At 66.7% G+C, this 18,233-nt stretch carries 16 protein-coding genes; 9 read left to right on the top strand and 7 right to left on the bottom strand.

Annotation, left to right across the window (positions count from 1 at the left end):
- The first annotated feature begins 140 nt into the window (after nt 1–140).
- The 6 genes from mihF (at nt 141) to BKH32_RS00735 (ending at nt 6,359) form a co-directional block, all read left to right on the top strand.
- Complete coding sequence (gene mihF, locus BKH32_RS00760) at nt 141–452, top strand: integration host factor, actinobacterial type (protein ID WP_070663007.1); 312 nt, start codon at nt 141–143, stop codon at nt 450–452.
- Between the two features lie 57 nt (nt 453–509).
- Nucleotides 510–1,103 carry a guanylate kinase gene (gene gmk / locus BKH32_RS00755; protein WP_075248178.1) on the top strand — a complete coding sequence of 198 codons (594 nt, stop codon included), beginning with the start codon at nt 510–512 and terminating at the stop codon, nt 1,101–1,103.
- A 45-nt stretch (nt 1,104–1,148) separates the two neighbouring features.
- Nucleotides 1,149–1,547 (top strand): DNA-directed RNA polymerase subunit omega, encoded by a 399-nt coding sequence (gene rpoZ, locus BKH32_RS00750; protein WP_075248288.1) that lies wholly within the window; start codon nt 1,149–1,151, stop codon nt 1,545–1,547.
- 12 nt (nt 1,548–1,559) lie between these two features.
- A complete protein-coding gene (gene coaBC / locus BKH32_RS00745; RefSeq protein ID WP_075248177.1) occupies nt 1,560–2,897 on the top strand; it encodes a bifunctional phosphopantothenoylcysteine decarboxylase/phosphopantothenate--cysteine ligase CoaBC in 1,338 nt (445 codons plus the stop codon).
- 69 nt (nt 2,898–2,966) lie between these two features.
- On the top strand, nt 2,967–4,172 hold the full coding sequence (gene metK / locus BKH32_RS00740) for a methionine adenosyltransferase (RefSeq protein ID WP_075248176.1): 1,206 nt from the start codon (nt 2,967–2,969) through the stop codon (nt 4,170–4,172).
- Nucleotides 4,173–4,211: 39 nt separating this feature from the next.
- Complete coding sequence (locus tag BKH32_RS00735) at nt 4,212–6,359, top strand: primosomal protein N' (protein WP_081376639.1); 2,148 nt, start codon at nt 4,212–4,214, stop codon at nt 6,357–6,359.
- A gap of 47 nt (nt 6,360–6,406) precedes the next feature.
- Here the strand turns inward: BKH32_RS00735 and BKH32_RS00730 are convergent, their stop codons facing one another.
- The 7 genes from BKH32_RS00730 to BKH32_RS00700 form a co-directional block, all read right to left on the bottom strand.
- Nucleotides 6,407–6,949 carry a TetR/AcrR family transcriptional regulator gene (locus BKH32_RS00730; RefSeq protein WP_343213277.1) on the bottom strand — a complete coding sequence of 181 codons (543 nt, stop codon included), beginning with the start codon at nt 6,947–6,949 and terminating at the stop codon, nt 6,407–6,409.
- Nucleotides 6,950–7,270: 321 nt separating this feature from the next.
- Nucleotides 7,271–8,629: an MFS transporter gene (locus BKH32_RS00725; RefSeq protein ID WP_075248174.1), complete on the bottom strand. Its 1,359-nt coding sequence runs from the start codon at nt 8,627–8,629 to the stop codon at nt 7,271–7,273.
- 130 nt (nt 8,630–8,759) lie between these two features.
- A complete protein-coding gene (locus tag BKH32_RS00720) occupies nt 8,760–9,773 on the bottom strand; it encodes a DMT family transporter (protein WP_075248173.1) in 1,014 nt (337 codons plus the stop codon).
- Nucleotides 9,774–9,959: 186 nt separating this feature from the next.
- Nucleotides 9,960–11,087 (bottom strand): serine/threonine protein kinase, encoded by a 1,128-nt coding sequence (locus tag BKH32_RS00715; protein WP_075248172.1) that lies wholly within the window; start codon nt 11,085–11,087, stop codon nt 9,960–9,962.
- Between the two features lie 210 nt (nt 11,088–11,297).
- Nucleotides 11,298–12,278 (bottom strand): carbamate kinase, encoded by a 981-nt coding sequence (gene arcC / locus BKH32_RS00710; protein ID WP_075248171.1) that lies wholly within the window; start codon nt 12,276–12,278, stop codon nt 11,298–11,300.
- 3 nt (nt 12,279–12,281) lie between these two features.
- On the bottom strand, nt 12,282–13,289 hold the full coding sequence (gene argF, locus BKH32_RS00705; protein WP_075248170.1) for an ornithine carbamoyltransferase: 1,008 nt from the start codon (nt 13,287–13,289) through the stop codon (nt 12,282–12,284).
- Between the two features lie 64 nt (nt 13,290–13,353).
- Nucleotides 13,354–14,577, bottom strand: a complete 1,224-nt coding sequence (locus BKH32_RS00700) for an arginine deiminase (protein ID WP_075248169.1) — start codon at nt 14,575–14,577, stop codon at nt 13,354–13,356.
- 344 nt (nt 14,578–14,921) lie between these two features.
- Between BKH32_RS00700 and BKH32_RS00695 the strand changes: the two genes are divergently transcribed.
- From BKH32_RS00695 to BKH32_RS00685, 3 genes are all read left to right on the top strand, one after another.
- A complete protein-coding gene (locus BKH32_RS00695; protein WP_075248168.1) occupies nt 14,922–15,602 on the top strand; it encodes an HAD family hydrolase in 681 nt (226 codons plus the stop codon).
- 39 nt (nt 15,603–15,641) lie between these two features.
- A complete protein-coding gene (gene fmt / locus BKH32_RS00690) occupies nt 15,642–16,616 on the top strand; it encodes a methionyl-tRNA formyltransferase (protein ID WP_075248167.1) in 975 nt (324 codons plus the stop codon).
- A 209-nt stretch (nt 16,617–16,825) separates the two neighbouring features.
- Complete coding sequence (locus tag BKH32_RS00685) at nt 16,826–18,217, top strand: RsmB/NOP family class I SAM-dependent RNA methyltransferase (protein WP_075248166.1); 1,392 nt, start codon at nt 16,826–16,828, stop codon at nt 18,215–18,217.
- Nucleotides 18,218–18,233: the final 16 nt, after the last annotated feature.

Below are 18,233 nucleotides of genomic sequence, written 5' to 3'. Positions count from 1 at the left end.
TGTAGCCCGCCTCGGGTTCGGGGTGTGTGCGGAAACACGAAGTCGGTTGTGGAATACGGGCCCCTGCGAATGCGAGTGCACGTGACCCGACTTATGCTCGTGGTGCGGGTCACTGGTATTCGACCGGGAGGAGACACACCATGACGCTTCCAACGCTGACACCCGAGCAACGGGCTCAGGCACTGGAGAAGGCGGCTGCTGCGCGATCGCAGCGCGCCCGTATCAAGTCCGAGCTCAAGAGTGGGGAGCTCAAGCTCTCCGAGTTCTTCACCGCCTCAGAGACAGATGATGTCCTGGGCAAGATGAAGGTCAGGGCACTGCTCGTCTCACTGCCACGCGTGGGGACCACAACAGCTGACGCCATCCTTGCCGATGTGCATATCGCCGAGTCCCGGCGGGTGCGTGGACTGGGAGCGAATCAGAGGGCGGCGCTGGTGGAGCGCTTCGGCTAGGAAGACCGCTCAGACGCAGGGTCGTGCCAGCAGCTCCCGATAGGCCATGATGTGGCCATGACCGACGTTGCTGCCACAGACCCGTCCGTTCCTGCTCTCGCCCGCCTCACCGTTCTGGCCGGCCCCACGGCGGTGGGCAAGGGCACTGTCGTCGCGGAGCTGCGCAGACGCCATCCCGACCTGTTCGTCTCGGTCTCGGCCACCACCCGTCAGCCTCGTCCCGGTGAGGCCGATGGTGTGCACTACCACTTCGTCAGCGACGAGGACTTCGACTCGCTCGTCGCCAGCGGCCAGATGCTGGAGTGGGCCCTGGTCCACGGCGCGTATCGCTACGGAACTCCCCGCGGCCCGGTTCAGGACCGCCTCGATGCCGGATGTCCTGCACTGTTGGAGATCGACCTGGCCGGCGCCCGGCAGGTGCGTCGGGCGATGCCTGAGGCCCGCCTCGTCTTCCTCGCGCCACCGAGCTGGGACGAGCTCGTCCGCAGGCTCATCGGACGCGGTACCGAAGACGCCCAGGAGCAGGAACGGCGCCTGACCACGGCACGCACCGAGATGGAAGCGGCCGGCGAGTTCGACCACGTCGTCATCAATGACACCGTGGCGAGCGCCACCGCGGAGCTGGAGAGACTCATGGGGTTGGGCAGTTAGAATAACGTGGCTCTGAACTATCGAGACTGAACCGGAGGCATGCACATGCTCGGAACCTCTCCCCAGCCCGAGGGCATCACCAACCCGCCGATCGACGACCTTCTGGAGAAGGTCGACTCCAAGTACGGGCTCGTGGTGGAGGCCGCCAAGCGCGCCCGCCAGATCAACACCTACACCCAGCAGCTCGAGGACAACCAGTTCGAGTTCTTCGGGCCGCTGGTCGACTCCGAGGTCGGCGAGAAGTCGTTGGGCATCGCTCTGCGTGAGATCGCCGAGGACAAGCTCGAGGTCATTCCCGGGGACGTGGCCCGCGCCCGCCGCGCCGAGGCCGAGGAGGCCCGTCGGGCCGCCGAGGCCGACATGTTCAGCGACATCTCGCTGGATTCTCCGCTCTCCCTCGAGGGGGGCGAGACTCCCACCAGCCTCGACGACATCCAGTTCTGAGCCGGGCTCGCCATGGACGAGCCGTACACTGCTGTGAGTCAACGCGCCGTGACCGCCTTCGAGCGGCCACGGCGCGTCGTCGTCGGCGTGGCCGGGTCGATCGCCGCCTACAAGGCCCCCTTCGTTATTCGACTGCTGCGTCAAGCCGGACACGAGGTCAAGGTGGTGGCCACCGAGTCGGCACTGAGGTTCATTGGTGCTCCGGCGCTGGCGGCGGTCAGCGGCCGGACCGTATCCACCGGGATCTTCGACGACCCCGCTGCAGTCGAGCACGTGGCCGTGGCCGAGTGGGCCGAGCTCGTCGTGGTTGCTCCGACCTCGGCGGACCTGCTGGCGCGGGTGCGGGCAGGGCGGGCCGACGACATGCTCACCGCGACGATACTGACCTGCCAGGCCCCCGTCGTCCTGGCGCCGGCCATGCACACCCAGATGTGGGTCAACCCCGCCACCCGGGAGAACGTGGCGGTGCTGCGTGAGCGCGGTCTGACGGTCATCGAACCGGACTGCGGGCGCCTGACCGGCAAGGACTCCGGTGTGGGACGGATGCCCGAACCCGAGCGGATCGTGTCGCAGGCCCTGGCCGCCCTGATACGGCCCGCCGCCGGGGGGGCAGCAGCGCAGGACGCCCCGGGGGAGGGTGACAAGCGGCTGGAAGGGCGGCACCTCGTCATCTCCACCGGCGGTACACGCGAGCCCATCGATCCGGTGAGGTACCTCGGAAATCGCTCCTCAGGGCGTCAGGGCTGCGCGCTGGCGGCGGCGGCCGCCGAGCAGGGAGCCCGCGTCACCCTGGTGCAGGCGCACGTGGCCTCCGACCTGCTCAACGCCCTGCCTGCGGAGGTGACCGTCGTTGCCGCAGGTACCGCCTCAGACATGCTCCGAGCCGTGCGCGACAGCGCCCGAGACGCCGATGCCGTCATCATGGCGGCAGCTGTCGCCGACTACCAGCCCGTCACCGTGGCCGCCAGCAAGCTCAAGAAGCAGGTGCCCGCCGGATCGGATCACCTCAGCGAACCCCTCATGTCCATTGAGCTCACCACCAACCCGGACATCCTGGCCGGGCTGGTGAGCGACCCGCCCCGGCCCGGCCAGATCGTCGTCGGATTCGCCGCCGAGACCGGGGACGAGAACGGTGACGTGCTCTTCCACGGCCGGGCCAAGGCCCGCCGCAAAGGGGCCCACCTTCTGGCGGTCAACGCGGTGGGGGAGGAGCTCGGCTTCGGCGACGTCCCCAATGCCGTTGTCGTCCTGGACGCCCACGGCACGGAAGTGGCGCGGGGACAGGGCAGCAAGATGGAGGTCGCCCGTCTTCTCATCTCCCTGACCGCTGACCTGATGGACGCGACCTGACGCCCGACTTGCGCATTTTCGTGGGTAACGCCACGACGGATCAGTTCTCGCGGTGACTACGATGGGCAGGTGAGTTCCTCCTTGCGTCTGTTCACGTCCGAGTCGGTCACCGAAGGACACCCGGACAAGATCTGCGACCGTGTCTCTGACGCGATCCTCGACGCCATCCTCGAGCAGGACCCCACCGCACGCGTCGCGGTTGAGACGATGGTGACGACCGGCCTGGTGCACGTCGCCGGAGAAGTCACCACGGAGAGGGCCTACGTCGAGATCCCCGAGATTGTTCGCCAGGAGATCTCCACCATCGGCTACACCTCCTCAGACGTCTGCTTCGACGCCCGCTCCTGCGGTGTCTCGGTTTCGATCGGGCAGCAGTCCGCGGATATCGCGGCCGGAGTGGACAAGTCCCTTGAAGCCCGCCGGGATGACACGGACATCGATCCTCTCGACATGCAGGGCGCCGGCGACCAGGGGCTCATGTTCGGCTACGCCTGTGACGACACTGCGGCCCTCATGCCGCTGCCCATCCATCTGGCGCATCGTCTGGCCGAGCGACTGGCCGCTGTGCGCAAGCAGGGAATCCTCCCGGGACTGCGCCCCGACGGCAAGACCCAGGTGACGATCGGCTACGACGGTCAGCGCCCGGTGAGCCTGCACAACCTGGTCATCTCCACCCAGCACGACGCGGACCGCACGCGTGCCTGGCTCACCGACGCTCTGCGCACGGAGGTCATCGAGCCGGTGCTGGCCGCCGAGGCCGAGGCCGGCACCGATCTCGACACCGCCGACACCGAGGTCCTCATCAATCCTTCGGGACAGTTCGTCATCGGCGGTCCGGCAGGTGACGCGGGGCTGACGGGACGCAAGATCATCGTGGACACCTACGGTGGAATGGCCCGCCACGGCGGGGGCGCCTTCTCCGGCAAGGATCCCTCGAAGGTGGACCGCTCCGCCAGCTACGCCATGCGCTGGGTCGCCAAGAACGTCGTCGCAGCGGGACTGGCCAGAAGGTGCGAGCTCCAGGTGGCCTACGCCATCGGCTCCGCTCACCCGGTGGGTGTCTACGTGGAGACATTCGGGACGGCGACGGTTCCTGAGGAGCGCATCATGGAGGCCGTCAACGAGGTCTTCGACCTCCGTCCGGCCGCGATCGTGCGCGACCTCGACCTGCTGCGTCCCATCTACCGCGCCACCAGCTCCTACGGCCACTTCGGGCGTCCCGGCTTCAGCTGGGAGGCCACCGACCGCGCCGAGGCGCTGCGCCAGGCCGTCTGAGTCCCGTGTACTCAGGTCGGGAGACTTCCGAGGGCTTGTATGGCAACCGGCTACGACGACGCTGCTTCTGCCTGCGGTGAGTCGGATCGGTCCGCACGTGGTCATGGGGTGAGCAGGCAGGGCGAGTTGCTGGAGCTGCCGGAGCCCGGTCTGCGCACGGTGACGGTGGCCGGAGTCCACGACCCGGTGGCCAGGGTTCTCCTGGACTCTCCGGTGCCGCACCTCGACCGCACCTTCGACTACCTGGTGCCCGCGGCGATGGCGCAGCAGGCCCTGCCCGGCACCCGGGTGATGGTTCGATTCGGCGAGCAGGAGATGCGCGGATGGATCTGGGGGCGGGGGGCCACGACAACCCATATCGGTCGGCTGACTGCGCTGCGCCGAGTGGTCTCCGACCTCCCGGTCCTGCCGGAGGGCTCACGCCGCCTCATCGAGGCCGTCGCCTCCCGCAGCTGCGGGACACGCTCCGACGTCGTCCGTCTTGCGGTTCCGGCCAGGCACGCCACGACTGAGAAGGCCGAGAGGGACAAGGCTCCCCTCGACCTTCCCGCTTGGGAGCCGCCGTCCTCGAGCGAGCACAGCTGGCGGCCTTACGACGGTGGTGAGGAGTACCTGAGCCGGTTGGCCCACGGTGGGGCTCCACGCGCGGTCTGGTCCGCCCTGCCGGTACAGCCGCGGCCGCATGAGGCACGTTCGTCGGGCGACAATGGTCGGCCTGTCCCGGTGGTTGATCCGTGGCAGGTCTGTTTGGCCCGGGCCGTCCAGGCCACCTTGGCGAGCTCTCGCAGCGCCGTCATCGTTGTGGCGACGACTCATCAGGCTGAGACCCTCGCTGCCCGGCTCAGGCGCGACCTGGAAGGCGAACCGGTGGTGGTGCTTTCGGCCGAGCATGGGCCCTCACGCCGTTATCGGGCATTCCTGGCTCTGCTGCTGGGGCGCGCCCGGGTGGTCGTCGGCACCAGGTCGGCGGCTTTCGCTCCGGTGCACCGGCTCGGGCTGGCGGCCGTCTGGGACGACGGTGACAACCGGTTGGAGGAGCCTCACGCTCCCTACAGTCATACGCGCACGGTCCTCGCCCTGCGCTCGACGTTGGAGGGAGCCGGCCTGCTCATCGGAGGATTCAGCCGCTCCGTGGAGGCACAATCACTCGTCGAGCAGGGATGGTGTCAGAGCCTGGCGGCTTCCCGACACGTTGTGCGCGCTGTCGTGCCTCGCGTGGAGGCTCCTGGCCCGGCTGAGCTGGACCGGGAGGGCGCTTCCGGAGCGGCCCGCATCCCATCGCTCGCTCATCGAGCACTGCGGCGCGCCCTGCAGGACGGACCAGTGCTTGTTCAGGTGCCGCGCGCCGGGTACGCGCCGTTGGTGGCCTGTACCCGGTGCCGCTCGGCGGCTCACTGCTCTGTCTGCGGCGGTCCGTTGGCGATGGAACATCGGGGTCGTACCTCCTGTCGTTGGTGTGCTCGTACGGTGGGGCAGTGGGACTGCCCCGAGTGCGGCGGCCATGGACTGAGGATGGTGACGGTCGGTTCCACGCGCACGGGGGAGGAGCTGGGGCGGGCCTTTCCCGGTGTCCCCGTGGTGGTCTCAGGAGCGAGGGAGGCCCACGGCGTCGTCGATGAGGTTGACAACACGCCACGCCTCGTTGTGGCGACACCCGGGGCAGAGCCGGTGGCCGAGGGCGGATACCGGGCCGTCCTGCTGCTCGACGGCGGTGCACTGTCCTCCCGCCCCGATCTTGGTGCAGGCGGTGAAGCACTGCGCCAGTGGTCCAATGCTGTGGCACTGGCGGCGCCGTCGGCCCGCGTCGTCCTTCTGGGGGGCCCGGATCCGGTCGCCGCACAGGCTCTCGTGCGATGGGACCAGGTGGGTTTCGCCCGAAGGGATCTCATGGAGCGAGCCGAGCTGCACCTTCCGCCCGCATGGCGAGTGGCACGCTTGGACGGCCCGGTAGGCGGCGTGGAGACTCTCCTGGCTCAGGCCGAAGCCGATGGTTTTGAGGTGCTGGGCCCGGTGGCCCCACCACCCGTTCGCGGCCAGGTGCCCCCCGGTGCTGCCAGGGCTCTGGTGCGCGCTCCGCTGTCACGCGGCAAGGCGCTTGCCACTATGCTCGGGGTAAGACTGCGTGACCGCTCTACCCGGCGCGAGGAGCCGGTGCGTGTCGAGCTCGACCCCACCCGTTTGTGGTGAGGATGCCTCGAAGAGGCGAGGGGGAGACAGCCCGGCGGGGACGGGCCCTATCCGGCGGCGCTACTCGTCGCCGCTGCGATAGGCGGCGTGGCATGGGTGCTATGAGGCGACGCAGTGCTCACTGTGTCACCAGGCGCCTGGAAGGGAGGCATGCCGTGGGCCAGGGAGATGAGATCCGTCAGTAGTCCCCCGGCTGTGGCCTTGACGTTCCACCCCTCACTGAGAGCGGTCACGGCAGCACCATCGACGATGGCGATGACCATTTCCGGCTCGAGCGGGCTGTCGAGCCGGCGCAGCACACGGCGCAGGGCGGCATTGAGACGTTGCCGTCCTTGGCGGTAGGCGTGTTTGACCGGTGATGCCTGGCTGGCTGAGATGAGCTGAAGATAGTGCCCGAAGTAGGCGCCATGGGCGGGAAGGGTAGCCTGGAGGATGAACCGCACCCGCTGGGGGACGTCCGGAACGCCCTTGAAGGCCTCCACTCGGTCGGCGACTTCCTCCGCGCGGGAGGCCCACAGTCCGATGTTGACCAGCCCCGCCTGATGGAGGAGATCCTCCAAGCCGTCGAAGTAGTAGGTTGTCGCCGACAAGGAGCACCCGGCTCGCTTGGCGACACTGCGATGGCTGATTGCGGAAGGGCCTGACTCACGGATGATGGCGGCCGCGGCTTCGATGATGGCTTGACGCCGGTCCTCGCCTCGCGGTGTCACTCGCGGTTCTGCTCGAGATCCTGCGGGTACGGAGGCGTCGCTACTCGCTGCCTCTCCAGCGGCATCTGCACCAGTACTAGCCATGCCTTCATCTTACGACGATGAGACGTTCATGTCCGTAACAAGACGGTGATAATGGCCTCGTAAAGAAGCGATCTATACCCGGCCTGTCACAAAGTGCTCTGAATGAGTCACTCGAGTTCAGGGCTGAGTCTGCTCCTCAGTCAGCTCCGACCCATGAATCGTACGAGAGCGGAGGATTGCCACCATGGCGATCAGCGCGATCACCGTGAGATAGACCGCCGGTGCCAGAGGGGAACCAGTCACCTTGATGAGCCATGTGACAATGAACGGCGTTGTTCCACCAAGAAGTGCGTTGGCCCCGTTGAAGGACAGAGCGAAGCCCGAGTAGCGCACATTGGTCGGGAAGGACTCCGCCAGGAAGGTGGCCAGTGTTCCATCATTAGCCGTCAGCGTTATAGCGAAGACGATCTCACACAGGATGACCACTGCAAGCATGCCCGCGGCCTTCGTCATCACAACGAACAACGGAATGGTGAGAACGATGAATGCGATGCAAGCGGCGATGAGCATCCGACGGCGCCCGAAGGAGTCCGACAGATGCCCCATGAGAAAGATCGCACCAATGTACACCACCAGCATCACGGAGGTCGCCAGAGTGGAGATGTCCTGGGAGAACCCGAGCTCCTCGTGAACATACGTCGGCATGTACGTGAGGAGCATGTAGAAGGCAACCGCGTTGAGGCAGGACACGCCGAAGGTGATCAGCGTCTCGTGCAGGTGGTCTCGCAGCAGCAGACGCAGCGGCTCGGACCAGCTGGCGGTCTTCTGCTCCTGCGGCATCTCCGCACGCATCTCCTGGTATGCGGGGGAGTCCTCCAGGTGTACCCGGATGTAGCGGCCGATGAGTCCCAACGGCCCCGCCAGGAGGAAGGGGACTCGCCACCCCCAGGTGTTGATTGCGTTGTCACTCAGGACTGTGAACATCCCCGTGACCATGAGAGAACCGGCGAGCAGGCCACAAGCAGTGGAGGCGGGAACCAATGACGTGTATATGCCGCGTCGGGACGGAGGCGCGTACTCAGCGAGGAAGGTTCCGGCACCCGCATACTCGCCTGATGCGGAGAACCCCTGAATCATTCGCAGGACAAGCAGGCCAATGGCACTTGCCATTCCGATAACCGAGTATGTAGGCAGAAGTCCGATGAAGAAGGTCGACCCGGACATGATGAGAATCGACCAGGACAGTGCCCAGCGGCGTCCCCAGCGGTCTCCCCAGGCCCCCCATACAACAGCTCCGATTGGGCGTAGAATGAAGGACATCGCGAATACGGCGTACGTTGAGAGCAACTGGACCGATTTATCCGCCTCTGGGAAGAAGGCGTGACCGATAACGGCGACCAGGTATCCGTACGAAGCGTAGTCGAACCACTCAATGAAGTTTCCGATGAAGCTCGCTTTCGCTGCGCGCCTCAGTGCGAGACTCCGTTCTGAGTCCAGGTGATGGTCTTTCGTACTTCCTGAGTGGGAGGTGTTCATAGCCTATGGCTCCGGCTCGGTGGATGTCAACGATGACGTAATAGCGTCTCACGGAGAGACGTTGATGATTATACATGTGATCCTGTCAGCCCGCTGTAAGTTAACGCAGGCAGACAGGATCACATGATGATCAGGCCTTGGAGGCGCGTGACTTCCGGGAGGCGGCATCCACGATGATCGGGGCCAAGCCCCCTCCGACAATGAGCAGTCCTCCGATCGCTCCCATAGGCGTGAGCTTCTCTCCCCAGACGAGGAGGCCGCACACGATGGCGACCGGGCACTCCCAGTACGAGATCGTCGAGTACTCGACAGCGGGCAGGTTGCGCCCTGCAACAACCAGGAACCCCAGTGCGAAGAGTCCGCAGACGACGAAGAGGGCCACTGCCCACATCCAGTTGGTGGCGGTGAAGGAGGCCACCCCGTGCCATGGACGCAGGACAATGGACATGACCAGCGTCGCGCAGGCGGCCCAGAAGAAGTTCCAGACACCGCGGACGACTGAGTCAACATCCTTGCGGTACCCGTAGAAGAACAGGGCCAGGCCATAGAAGACACCGGACAACAGGCCTAAAAGGTCTCCCAGGCTCTTCTGAGGGAACTCGTCAGTCTTGCCCGCCAGATCCAGTCCGAAAGTCAGGCTTCCGTTCTTGAAGTCGATGATGCCGATGGTCAGCAGCATGCCTAGGAACACAAGAGACAGGAAAACTCCGGAGAGCACACTGATCTTCTCTTTTCGGAAGATACGTGCGAGCACTGCACAGAACAGGGGTCCTGTATAGATGAGGAAGACGGCATTGGAAATGGTCGTCATCAGCGTTGAGGAGATGTAGCAGCCCAGGGACAGGCCGATGCTCACTCCTCCCAGGATCACGGTCGTGCTCAGACGGGTGCGCTGGAACAATCCCGCTTTCCCGGTGAAGATGAGGATGAGGATGAATCCGAGCAGTCCGACGCTCATGCGCCCAAAGGCCAGGAACGATCCGATGACGGACTTGTCGGCGTGTTCGAGGCCGGCGGTCGTGCCACGACTGATGGTGCCGACAAGCCCCATCCCGGTAGCGGAGAGAAGCATGGCGATGGCGCCCAGCTTCTTGTTCATCACGTACTCTGTGACAGAGGATTCAGCGGACGAAGTCTGTGACATGGCAGTTGTGTCTCCTGAGTTCTCCCCCGGCGTGCGCGACGGATCGGCGTCCTTGCCGAGCCTCACGCGGTCAGTTCGGCCTTCCCAGTCCTATGGAGCGTCCGCTGACCGCGTTACGAAGAGCAGAGCCGGGAAAGGTGCGGGGCGGCGGTCCGATCCATGAGCCACCGCCCCGCACCCTTGAGATCAGACCAGAGTCGGGTCAGCGACCTGGTTGGGGAAGTAGTCCTCGCAGCCGCCCTCGCGGTAGACGTCCGCCGTCGCGCAGTGGAGACCACCGCCGAAGGCGTAGGCGTCACGGAAGGGAACCGGGATGACGTTCATGCCGAGCTTGTCCATCTGCTCCATCTGGTGGACCTCGCTGGCCTCGACACACACGGTCTTGTGGTCGATGACGAGGCAGTTCATGGACAGCCAGACGGAGGAGTAGCACAGCGGCGGCGGCACCTCGTGGGCCGGGGGAGCCGCGTCGACGATCTGCCAGTCGTTGGCCTCGAAGATCTTGCGCTGCTCCTCGGGCAGACGGCGGTGCGGGTTGTTGATGATGAGCCCGGGCCGCAGCGGCACGAAGGTGGCGTCAATGTGGATCGGGTAGGGGTCGCCGGGGAAGTTCACCGCGTGCACCCGCAGGTCCGGGTAGTAGCGCTTGAACCACTCCATCGCCTTGCGGTTGGTGGTCAGACCGTGCTGGATGAACAGGTCCTTACCCACACGCATGACGTCGGCGGCGTCCCACATCGGCTCGAACTCGGTGGTCACGAAGTCCTTGGCGGCGGTGCGCTCAAGGCGCTCCTCCAGGGAGATCCGCTCGTCGTAGTAGTTGTGCTTGTAGGACTTGTCCGTCAGCCGAGGACGAGGGGCCTGGGTCCACTTGAACTCCGGGTCCTCCTCGAAGTACTGGTTCATGAGGGGCCAGTAGGCGAGGTACTCGAAGTACCGGCAGCGGAACGAGTTGGCCGATGCCATGATCTCGTCACCAATGGTGAGCAGGATGTCGCGCGGGGGCATCTGGGTGAAGCCCGACTCCGTGCGGAAGTCAGGCGTCTGAATGGCCTGGTTCCACTGCAGCGGCGTGGGGCGGTCCACCTGGACGCCCAGACCCTCGAGGATCTTGACGTAGTTGTCGAGCTGCTCGTTGGCGGCCTCAACGGTGGCGGTGGGGCGGGGGCCCCACATGCCGCGCATCTCGGAGTCGATCGGCACCTTCTCAGAGGTGGCGGGCTCCTCGGGAGGGATGACCGAGAAGTCGGCACGTCCGACGATGACGCGCTTGAGAGGATCGAAATCGTTCCAAGAGTTGACGATCTTCGTCATGAGTAAGTCACTCCTTTGTGCTCGATGTGTGGTGCGTGAATGTAAGACAGGTGATGTGTCTGTGGTTCAACACTGTCATTCTATTCTGAAGGAACCGCAAAAGTGGCCGTAGGAGCGTCTGAATAAAAGAATGATTGCTGAACCGTGGCACGGTCATTGTGGGTTGAGGGTGCTCACCACCTCCTTGAAAGACCGATGCCGTTGCGCCGGTCAGGCCCTGCGAATGCGAGTGTCGAGTTGCTCGGGAATTGGGGGATGGATATCGTCGGGGCCTCCGTAGTTGCCTCCAGGGGTCACGATAGTCCCTGCCTTGCCCTCAATGATGGAAACGGCGTCCTCAAGACGTCCGATTGCCGCCATATCACCAGTCAGCTCAACAAATCGGCATACCGCCTCAACCTTTGGTCCCATGGAGCCACTGGGAAGTCCCATGGAGCGCAGCTCTGCCGGCGTCGCCCTCGGAACCTGTTTCTGATTCTCGGTTCCGAAGTCCTTAAACACGCCATCAACGTCTGTGAGGATGAGAAGCGCGTCGGCTTCCAGGGCCTCAGCCATGACGGAGGCAGTCAGGTCCTTGTCGATAACGGCCTCAATGCCCCTGAGCTTGCCCTCCTCGCTGCGGATGACGGGAACACCGCCGCCGCCGGAGCAGACGACGATCGCGCCGGCGTCCAGCAGCGAACGCACCAGGCGGGTCTCGATGACGCGCTGCGGCATGGGGGAGCCGACGACGCGGCGGTAGTGCTCGCCGTCGGGCTTGACCACCCAGCCCCGCTCCTCGGCCAGCTTCTCGGCCTCCTCCTTGGTGTACACCTCACCGACGAACTTGGTGGGGTTGGAGAAGGCGGGGTCGCCGGCCATCACCAGGGTCTGGTTGACCATGGCGGCCACGTGGCGTCCCGGCAGGGCGTTCTGCATGGCTTGCAGCAGCCAGTAGCCGATCATGCCCTGGGTTTGGGCGCCGAGGGTGTCGAAGGGGTAGGGCTCGGAGAGGCGCTCGTCATTGGCCGACTGCAGGGCCAGGACACCCACCTGGGGGCCGTTTCCGTGAGTCAGGACCAGCTCGTGCTTCTCCGCCAGCTTGGCCAGCTCGCGGGCCGCGATCTCGACATTGCGGATCTGGGTGCTGGCGTCGGGCTTCTCCCCCCGACGCAGCAGGGCATTTCCTCCGAGGGCAACAACGATTCTCACGATTCAGTCCCACTCTCCGAGGGTCGCGACCATGACGGCCTTGATGGTGTGCATGCGGTTCTCGGCCTGGTCGAAGGCGACGTTGCGCTCGGTCTCGAAGACGTCGTCGGTCACCTCCAGTCCGTCCATGCCGGTCTTGGCGAAGATGTCCTCACCCACCGTGGTGTTGCGGTCGTGGAAGGCCGGCAGGCAGTGGAGGAACTTCACGTCCGGGTTGCCGGTGGCCTCCACCAGCTTGGCGTTGACCTGGTAGGGCTTGAGCAGGGCGATGCGCTGGTCCCAGACCTCCTTGGGCTCACCCATGGAGACCCACACGTCGGTGTAGAGGAAGTCGACACCCTTGACGCCCTGGGCGGCGTCGTCGGTGATGAGGATGCGGGCGCCGCTGTCCTTGGCCAGCTTCTCGGCCTGAGCCACCACCTCGGGAGGGGTCTGCAGCTCCTTGGGAGCCACCATCCGCACATCCATCCCCATGAGGGCCGCCGAGATGAGCAGCGAGTTGGCGACGTTGTTGCGGGCGTCCCCGAGGTAGGCGAAGGAGATCTTCTCGATCGGCTTGTCGGCGTGCTCCAGCATGGTCAGCTGGTCGGCGAGCATCTGAGTGGGGTGCCACTCGTCAGTCAGCCCGTTCCACACCGGCACGCCGGAGAGCTCGGCCAGGGCCTCGACGTGCTCCTGCTTCTTGCCGCGGAACTCGATGCCGTCATAGAAGCGGCCCAGGACCCGGGCGGTGTCCGCCACGGACTCCTTGTGCCCCATCTGGGAGCCGGAGGGGTCGAGATAGGTGACCTGGGCGCCCTGGTCGTAGGCAGCCACCTCGAAGGAACAGCGGGTGCGCGTCGAGGTCTTCTCGAAGATGAGGGCGATGTTCTTGCCGGTCAGTCGCTTCACCTCGCGGCCGGCCTTCTTGTCCTTCTTGAGCTGGGCGGCCAGCTCAAGAAGGATGTTCCACTCCTCGGCCGTGAAGTCGAGCTCTTTGAGGAAGTGGCGGTTGTGCAGGGGGTGGGTCATGAGGATTCCTTTGTCCTGTGTGTGTTGTGCTGACAGTTCTTCATGGGTGCCGGCCAGGGCCGGCTCAGGCAAGCGGGTCCCGCAGGGTCGGGCAGCTCATGCAGTGCGGGCCGCCGCGACCGCGGCCGACCTCCGAGCCGGGAATGGTCAGGACCTCGATGCCCTGAGAAGTAAGATAGTCGTTGGTGTTGACGTTGCGTTCGTAGGTGACGATGACGCCGGGGGCGATGGCCAGGGAGTTGGAGCCGTCGTCCCACTGCTCGCGGGCGGCGGCCATTGAGTCCTGGGGCGTGATGAGGACGTTGAGCTCGTCAACACCCAGGGCCTGGGCGATGACGCGGTACATGTCCTCGGGGGCGTTGCGCGTGACGCTGATCTGCTTGTCGCCGTCCGCGTGCAGCGTGAGCGTCGGCAGCATCCCCAGACCTCCGTAGACGGTGAACGTGCCGACGTCGACCATGGTCATCACCGTGTCCAGGTGCATCTGCGCGCGCGTCCGGTTCATCTCGACGGCGACGATCTGGTTCACCTTGCCTCCGGCGAAGAGCCGGCTGGCGAGTCTCTCGATGCCCTGCGCGGTGGTGCGCTCGGAGACTCCGACCAGAACGGCGCCGTTGCCGATGATCTGGACGTCGCCGCCCTCGACGGTGGCGGGGCCGGCCTGCGTGCCCTCGGACCATACGGGGAACTCGGAGCCCGCGAATCGGGGGTGCCAGCGGTAGATCGCCTCGTAGTTGATGGTCTCGCGCTGCCGGGCCGGCATCATCATCGAGTTGATGGACACCCCGTTGTAGATCCAGCAGGACGTGTCGCGAGTGAAGAGGTGGTTGGGCAAGGGAGGCAGAAGCAGGTCGTCGTCGCCCATGGAGGCCAGCACGAGCGAGTCCGGGCAGGAGGTGCGCTCGAGCAGCTCGGCCTTGGTGATCCCGGCGATGAGCACCTCGGCCAGCTCGGCCCCGGACATCCCGTCGGCCAGGGCGCGCAGCGGCTCTGTGGCGCAGGGGCCGTTGGTGTTCTCGTTGACGACTCGGTCCAGGACGTATTCCCTGGCCTCGGGAACCTCCAGGGTCTGGGCCAGCAGGTCGCTGAGGTAGAGCACCTCGATATCGCGGTCGGTCAGAACTCGTGCGAACTGGTCGTGCTCCTCCTGGGCCCGTTCAAGCCACAGGACGTCGTCGAACAGGAGGTGGTCCTTGTTCTGTGGAGTGAGTCGGAGCATCTCGTTGCCGGGCCTGTGCAGGATGACCTGGCGAAGCTCCCCGATTTCGGAATCTACGGAGAATTCCATGACTCCCTCTCTGACACAGCAGTGTGTCGCCGACGTAGATCATGATGCGCATCACGCGCTCTGACTATCGAAGTGGTACGCCTGTACCGGATTGGTACGAGCGTACCAGGGTCCTTGGTGATTGAAAACCCCTGGTAGGAAGAAGTTCAGAGCAAGTTGATCGAGCGTTCGTCGTCGAGGCGTGATGTGGCTCCCACCAGGCACTTCGCCACTTCTGGAGCTGCTCTTGAACGCCCCTGGCCTTCGGCTGAGGCGGCTCGGCGTCGGTAGATGACTGACAAGCCTCAGGGGAGTTCCGGCCCGGTCGGAGCCACCTGAGCCCCCGACAGCGCAGGCATGGGACGATGCCGGACGTGAATGCACTGATCCCGAGCCTCGAGACCGTCACACCCTTAGCCCCTGTGAGCGCCGTCGTCCTCGACTACGGCAACGTCCTGTACACCTGGGAGCCCATCGCGGCCGTCGCCGGATACGTCTCGGCCGACGCCTGGGAGGAATTCGTGGTCGACGGCGGGTTCCTGTCCTGGAACGAGCGGCTGGACCGGGGGGAGCCCTTCGAGCAGGTGCTCGCCGACTGCATCCGGGCCCACCCCGATCGCCCTGACTGGGCGGAGATCCTCTCCTTGTACCGCGAGCGCTTCGCCGCCTCACTGACCGGTCCCGTTCCCGGGATGGCGGCCCTGCTCGACGAGCTCCTGGAGGAAGGCGTGGCGCTGTACGGGCTGACCAACTTCGACGCCGAGCCCTTCGATGCGGCCAGGCTCCTGGTTCCCCAGCTCGAGCGCTTCGTCGGAACCGTGGTCTCCGGGCGCGAGCACCTGGCCAAGCCCGATCCAGCCGTCTTCAACCTTCTGCTGAGTCGCTACCGCCTCCAGGCCTCCAGCACCCTGTTCATCGACGACTCGCCGGTCAACATCGAGGCGGCCGGTCGGCTGGGGCTTCGCACCCATCGCTTCACCGGCTCAGGGCGGCTGCGGGCCGAGCTCATCGCCTTGGGCCTGCTCCCCACGCCGGGCCGGCACTGAACCCCGCACCGGGCGACCTGGAGCCTTAGACTCGGGCGCATGCGTGTGCTTTTCGCCGGAACCCCCGAGGTCGCCCTGCCCACCCTGGAGGCCCTCATCGCCAGCGAGCACGACGTCGTCGGGGTCCTGACCCGTGCGGACGCTCGCAAAGGACGCGGCCGGATGCTGCATCCCTCGCCGGTGGCGGCCATGGCTCGCGACGCGGGGCTCGACGTGCGCACCCCGGCCACCCTCAAGGGCGAGCAGGCCGACGACGTGCGCGACTGGGTGCATGCCCTGAGGGCCGATGTCGCCGTCGTGGTCGCCTACGGACGCCTGGTGCCGGCCGACCTGCTGGACGTGCCTGAGCACGGCTGGTTGAACCTGCACTTCTCGCTGCTCCCCGCGTGGCGCGGAGCCGCGCCGGTCCAGCGGGCGGTCATCGCCGGTGAGGAGGTCACCGGGGCCTGCGTGTTCCGGCTCGAGGAGGGGCTCGACACCGGCCCCGTCTATGGCCGAATCACCGAGGCCATCAGGGGCCGGGATACCAGCGGGGACCTGCTCGAGCGGCTGGCGCGTGCCGGGGCGCCCCTGGTCCTCGACGTGCTGCGCTCCGTTGAGGACGGCAGCGTGCGCCCCGAGCCGCAGGACGACGCGCTGGCCACCCTGGCACCCATGCTCTCCTCCGCCGACGGCCAGATTCGCTGGGAGGAGCCGGCACTGAGCATCGACCGCCGGATCCGGGGCGTCAGCCCGGCGCCGGGCGCCCACACCAGCTACCAGGGGGCCAGGTTCCGTCTGGGGCCGGTGACCCCGGTCCCGGAGGTCACCGATCTCCTGCCCGGTCAGCTGCGCGCCACCAAGCACGAGGTTCTCGTGGGAGCCGGTGGCTGCGCCGTCCGTCTGGGGCAGGTCGCGCCCGCCGGGCGCAGCTGGATGCCCGCCGACGCCTGGGCCCGGGGAGCGCGCCCGGAGGTGGGCGTCATCCTGGGGACCTCGTCCGCCACGAACGATGACGCTGAGGGGATGGGCTGATGGGAGAGCGATCGGCACGCCGGAGCACGTCGGGCGGCCACGGCGAGAGCCGACGAGGCGGAGGCGGCGTGCCCGGGAGACGCCGGGAGCAGCGTGGTGGTCGTCATGAGGGCGGACGAGGCCGGGGCCGGCGCTCCTCCGGGCGGGACGGCCGGCCGACAGGAGCGCCACAGCGCTCGGCGCAACGCCGAACAGACCCGGCGCGCCAGGTGGCTCTGGAGGTACTCACCCGTGTTCGTCGCGACGACGCCTTCGCCAACCTCCTCCTGCCCGAGCTGCTGGAGACCGCCGACCTGGATCGGCGTGACGCAGGCTTCGCCACCGCTCTGACCTACGGGACCCTGCGGCTTCGGGGGCGCTACGACGCCATGATCGCCACCTGCACGGACCGTCCCCTGGAGCGCATCGACCCTGCCGTGCTCGACGTCCTGCGCCTGGGATCCCACCAGCTCATGGGCATGAGGGTGGCCCAGCACGCCGCCGTGAGCACCACCGTGGATTTGGCCACCACCTCCTGCGGGCGCGGCGCCGCCACCTTCGTCAACGCGGTCATGCGTCGGCTCAGCGGGCGGGACCTGGACTCCTGGATGGCTGAGCTGCGCCAGAACGCACCCGATGAGACGACCGCCCTGGCCCGCACCCAGTCGCACCCGGAGTGGATCGTCAAGGCGCTGCACCAGGCCCTGGTCACCCACGGCCGCAGCGGCGAGGAGCTCGAGGCGCTCCTGGCCGCGGACAACGCCGACCCCGAGGTGGCCCTGTGCGCCAGGCCCGGCCTCATCGCCCCGGAAGCGCTGGCCAAGGCCGCCCGCAAGGCCGACCGGGCCCACGATGTCGAGCCGCGTCCCGGCAGGATCAGTCCCCTCGCCGTCGTCATGGTCGGGGGAGACCCGGGCCGGATCGAGGCGATCCGCGACGCGAGGGCCGGGGTGGAGGACGAGGGCAGCCAGCTGGTCGCGCTCATGGCGGCACATGCCCCTGTCGAGGGCCGCGACGAGCACTGGCTCGACCTGTGCGCCGGCCCCGGAGGCAAGGCTGCCCTGCTCGCCGCGAGGGCCGCGCAGACGGGTGCTCAGCTGCTGGCCAATGAGGTCAGCCCCCATCGGGCCGACCTGGTGCGCTCCGCCCTGCGCGCCATCGCGCCGGACGTGGCCAGGGTGCGATGCGGCGACGGACGCGACCTGGGCCGCGATGAGCCCGGCGCCTACGACCGGGTCCTGGTCGACGCCCCCTGCACGGGGCTCGGTTCGCTGCGCCGTCGCCCCGAGGCCCGCTGGCGCCGAGAGCCGGGGGACGTCACCGTCCTGGCCGAGCTTCAGCGCGAGCTGCTGGCCAGCGCCCTGCACGCCGTGCGGCGCGGGGGAGTGGTCACCTACGTGACCTGCTCCCCGCACGCCCTGGAGACGAGCCTCGTGGTGCGGGACGTGACGCGACGTCTGGAGCGTGAGGGCCTGCGCACCGAGCCCCTGCACGCCGGGGACGTCGCCACCCGTCTGGCCCCTCAGCCGCCGGCCGGATCCGACCGGGAGACGCTTCAGCTCTGGCCCCATCTCGACGGTACCGACGCCATGTTCTGCGCCTTGCTGCGCCGCACCAGCTGACTGACCAACCACACCA

This window comes from Actinomyces oris, assembly GCF_001929375.1.
Lineage (GTDB): Bacteria > Actinomycetota > Actinomycetes > Actinomycetales > Actinomycetaceae > Actinomyces > Actinomyces oris_B.
The sequence above is the reverse complement of the archived record's forward strand: the minus strand, read 5'-3'. Positions and strand labels throughout refer to the sequence as shown.